Origin of the sequence: Roseateles sp., assembly GCF_031397715.1 — a bacterium.
In the GTDB taxonomy this organism is placed as follows: Bacteria; Pseudomonadota; Gammaproteobacteria; order Burkholderiales; family Burkholderiaceae_C; genus Paucibacter_A.
The window spans coordinates 1-3,684 of the sequence record NZ_JANNMI010000151.1; the positions used below are offsets into that span (position 1 = coordinate 1).

General features: G+C 55.0%; 6 protein-coding genes and 1 pseudogene. All 7 read left to right on the plus strand.

Going from position 1 to position 3,684, the window contains the following annotated elements:
* On the plus strand, window positions 1–1,220 hold a 1,220-nt coding region (gene secY, locus RMO57_RS06535; protein ID WP_310385268.1), incomplete at its 5' end, for a preprotein translocase subunit SecY.
* 49 nt (window positions 1,221–1,269) lie between these two features.
* Window positions 1,270–1,488, plus strand: a complete 219-nt coding sequence (infA, locus tag RMO57_RS06540; protein ID WP_009855680.1) for a translation initiation factor IF-1 — start codon at window positions 1,270–1,272, stop codon at window positions 1,486–1,488.
* A gap of 59 nt (window positions 1,489–1,547) precedes the next feature.
* Window positions 1,548–1,661: a 50S ribosomal protein L36 gene (gene rpmJ / locus RMO57_RS06545; protein ID WP_056194202.1), complete on the plus strand. Its 114-nt coding sequence runs from the start codon at window positions 1,548–1,550 to the stop codon at window positions 1,659–1,661.
* A 34-nt stretch (window positions 1,662–1,695) separates the two neighbouring features.
* Window positions 1,696–2,061, plus strand: a complete 366-nt coding sequence (gene rpsM, locus RMO57_RS06550; protein ID WP_310385269.1) for a 30S ribosomal protein S13 — start codon at window positions 1,696–1,698, stop codon at window positions 2,059–2,061.
* Window positions 2,062–2,090: 29 nt separating this feature from the next.
* Window positions 2,091–2,495, plus strand: coding sequence for a 30S ribosomal protein S11 (gene rpsK / locus RMO57_RS06555; RefSeq protein WP_058721926.1), 405 nt, complete (start codon window positions 2,091–2,093; stop codon window positions 2,493–2,495).
* Between the two features lie 200 nt (window positions 2,496–2,695).
* Entirely contained in the window at window positions 2,696–3,319 is a 624-nt protein-coding gene (gene rpsD, locus RMO57_RS06560) for a 30S ribosomal protein S4 (RefSeq protein ID WP_310385270.1), read from the plus strand.
* Between the two features lie 139 nt (window positions 3,320–3,458).
* Window positions 3,459–3,684, plus strand: a pseudogene (locus tag RMO57_RS06565) (DNA-directed RNA polymerase subunit alpha); the annotation flags it as partial.

The following is a 3,684-nucleotide window of genomic DNA, read 5'->3' on the forward strand; positions in this document are numbered from 1 at the left end:
TGCTCAGCAGCCTGCTGTTGCCGCCTGTACCTTGGCTATTGCTGGTGCTGTTGGGCGCATTCAAGGGTCAGGAGGGCGGCATCCTGAGTCTGTTCAATATGTTCTCTGGAGGGGCGCTGTCGCGCTTCACCGTCTTCGCGCTGGGCATTACGCCCTACATTTCCGCCTCCATCGTCATCCAACTGATGACATATGTGGTGCCGGCTTTGGAGTCGTTGAAGAAGGAGGGCGAGTCTGGACGTCGCAAGATCACCCAGTACACACGTTACGGTACCTTGGGTTTGGCGCTGTTCCAGTCGTTGAGTATCGCACTGGCCTTGGAAAGTTCAGCCGGCTTGGTGATCAGTCCAGGGTTTGGATTCCGCCTCACAGCGGTGTCTAGCTTGGTTGCTGGCACGATGTTTCTGATGTGGTTGGGCGAGCAAATTACCGAACGCGGTTTGGGTAATGGAATCTCCATCCTGATCTTCGCTGGTATCGCTTCTGGCTTGCCTGGCGCAGTGGGTGGTCTGCTTGAGTTGGTGCGGACCGGCGCGATGGGCCCAGTTTCTTCGCTGTTCATTATTTCTGTGGTCGTTGCAGTCACCTACTTGGTGGTGTTTGTTGAGCGCGGTCAGAGGAAAATCTTGGTGAATTACGCCAAGCGGCAGGTGGGGAATAAGGTTTATGGCGGGCAGAGCTCACACTTGCCGTTGAAGTTGAATATGGCAGGGGTGATCCCACCTATTTTCGCGTCGTCTATTATTTTGCTCCCCACGACTGTGGTGAGTTGGTTTGCGACGGGTGATAGTCTTCGCTGGTTGAAAGATCTTGCTGGTATGGTGAGTCCGGGGCAACCCATCTATGTCTTGCTGTACGCCAGTGCGATAGTGTTCTTCTGCTTCTTCTACACGGCGCTTGTTTTCAATAGCCGCGAGACTGCAGACAATCTGAAGAAGAGTGGTGCGTTCATTCCTGGTATTCGACCAGGTGAGCAGACTGCAAAGCATATTGACAAGATCTTGTCCCGTTTGACTTTGGCTGGCGCGATATACATCACAGGTGTGTGTTTGTTGCCGGAATTCTTGACCTTGAAGTACAACGTGCCGTTCTATTTTGGCGGTACATCCTTGCTGATCATTGTTGTGGTCACCATGGACTTCTGGGCTCAGGTGCAGTCTTACGTGATGAGTCAGCAGTACGATTCGCTGCTGAAGAAGGCAAATTTCAAGGCCAGCTGAAAAGCTGAACCATTGTTCAACCAAGATCCATCAGAACAGAAACGAAGGCATGGCGAAAGACGACGTCATTCAAATGCAAGGTGAGATTCTCGAGAATCTGCCCAATGCCACGTTTCGTGTGAAGCTGGAGAACGGGCATGTTGTTCTCGGGCATATCTCCGGAAAAATGCGGATGCACTACATTCGTATTTTGCCAGGCGATAAAGTCACCGTTGAATTAACCCCGTACGACTTGAGTCGTGCTCGCATCGTGTTCCGGGCGAAGTGAGCATTTCTATTCCCCGGTTACGCGCATTCAGCGCATTTTTGTAGGTCAAGGAGTAGACCATGAAAGTTTCGGCATCCGTCAAGCAGATGTGCCGCAATTGCAAGATCATCCGCCGCAAGGGCGTGGTGCGTGTGATCTGTACAGATCCCCGCCACAAACAGCGCCAGGGCTGATTGCAGCACGACACGAGCGATTTAGAGGAACCACATGGCACGCATTGCTGGTATTAACATTCCGCCGCATAAGCATACAGAGATCGGTCTGACTTCCATCTACGGTGTTGGCCGTACGACGGCACAGAAGATCTGTACTTCTTGCGGTATTCCATTCGACAAGAAGGTCAAAGACCTCACCGATTCCGATCTCGAAAAGATTCGTGAAACAGTGGGGGCGATGACCATCGAAGGCGACCTGCGCCGCGAGATGTCTATCAACATCAAGCGTTTGATGGATCTCGGTTGCTACCGTGGTTTCCGTCATCGTCGTGGTTTGCCCATGCGCGGTCAGCGCACCCGTACGAACGCTCGCACTCGTAAAGGCCCGCGCAAGTCGGCTGCTACGGGTAAGAAGTGATCTGCGGCTAGCACAGAAAGAAGATCAAGATGGCAAAAGCACCCAATAACTCGGCTGCACAACGCGTCCGTAAGAAGGTTCGTAAGAACGTTGCCGATGGCATCGCTCACGTACACGCGTCGTTCAACAATACGATCATTACGATCACTGACCGTCAAGGCGGCGCGCTGTCCTGGGCTTCCAGTGGCGGCCAAGGCTTCAAGGGCTCGCGCAAGTCGACGCCTTTCGCTGCTCAGGTCGCGGCTGAAGTTGCCGGACGTGCCGCACAAGATCAAGGCATCAAAAATCTTGATGTCAAGATCAAGGGCCCAGGCCCAGGCCGTGAGTCCTCGGTTCGTGCACTGGGTGCTCTTGGCATCCGGATCAACTCGATCTCTGACGTGACTCCGGTTCCGCACAACGGTTGCCGCCCACAAAAGCGTCGTCGTATCTAAGGCTTTTGCCAAAGATGCGAATTCTGCGATAATCGAAAGTTATCCCGCGCCGGCGGGCACGCAAGTGCCGCGCCGGCCGTTTCGTTGAATCCCGTTTGTGCGATGGGATTCTTCAATACCACCGTCTGAGCCGACTAAGATAGGGCCAGACTCGCGCATGCGCCGACGGGCCGTGCGTCAGAAAAAAAAGGAAATCTAAAGTGGCACGTTATTTAGGCCCCAAGTGCAAACTCTCCCGTCGCGAAGGCACGGACCTGTTTCTGAAGAGCGCACGTCGCGCCATCGGGGACAAGGCAAAGTTTGATTCCAAGCCCGGTCAGCATGGCCGTACCTCTGGCCAGCGCACGTCGGACTTCGGTCTGCAACTGCGTGAAAAGCAGAAGGTCAAGCGCATGTACGGCATTCTGGAGCGTCAGTTCCGCCGCTACTTCGCCGAAGCCGAGCGCCGCAAAGGCTCGACCGGCTCCAACCTGCTGTCACTGCTTGAGTCGCGGCTGGACAACGTCGTGTACCGGATGGGCTTCGGCTCGACCCGTGCCGAAAGCCGCCAGTTGGTCTCGCACAAGGGCATCACCGTCAACGGTGAAGTCGTCAATATCGCTTCTTACTTGGTGAAGGCCGGTGACACCGTTGCTGTGCGCGAGAAGTCCAAGAAGCAGTTGCGCATCATCGACGCTATGAAGTTGGCCGAGTCGATTGGCTTGCCGGCCTGGGTGACGGTTGATGCTGCGAAGCTGGAAGGCGTCTTCAAGAAGGCTCCTGATCGCGACGAGTTCGGCGCTGAGATCAACGAGTCGTTGATCGTTGAGTTGTACTCGCGTTAATCGTTTTGCAGCTGCCGGCGGCACCCTCAACGGGTGCGGTCGGCTTTCCCTCGTCTGGGTCGGCCCTATCGCGGCGACGCCCGGTTGGTCCCTCAGCCTTATCGGTGTAACGAACCGAGGGTATTGAAAGAAAGACTTCATGCAAACCAATCTGCTCAAACCCAAATCGATCAATGTGGAGCCACTTGGCGGCCACCGTGCCAAGGTGACCTTGGAGCCTTTCGAGCGTGGTTACGGCCATACGCTAGGCAATGCTCTGCGGCGGGTGCTGTTGTCGTCGATGGTGGGTTATGCGCCGACGGAAGTAACGATCGCCGGTGTACTTCACGAGTACTCGGCCATCGACGGTGTTCAGGAAGATGTGG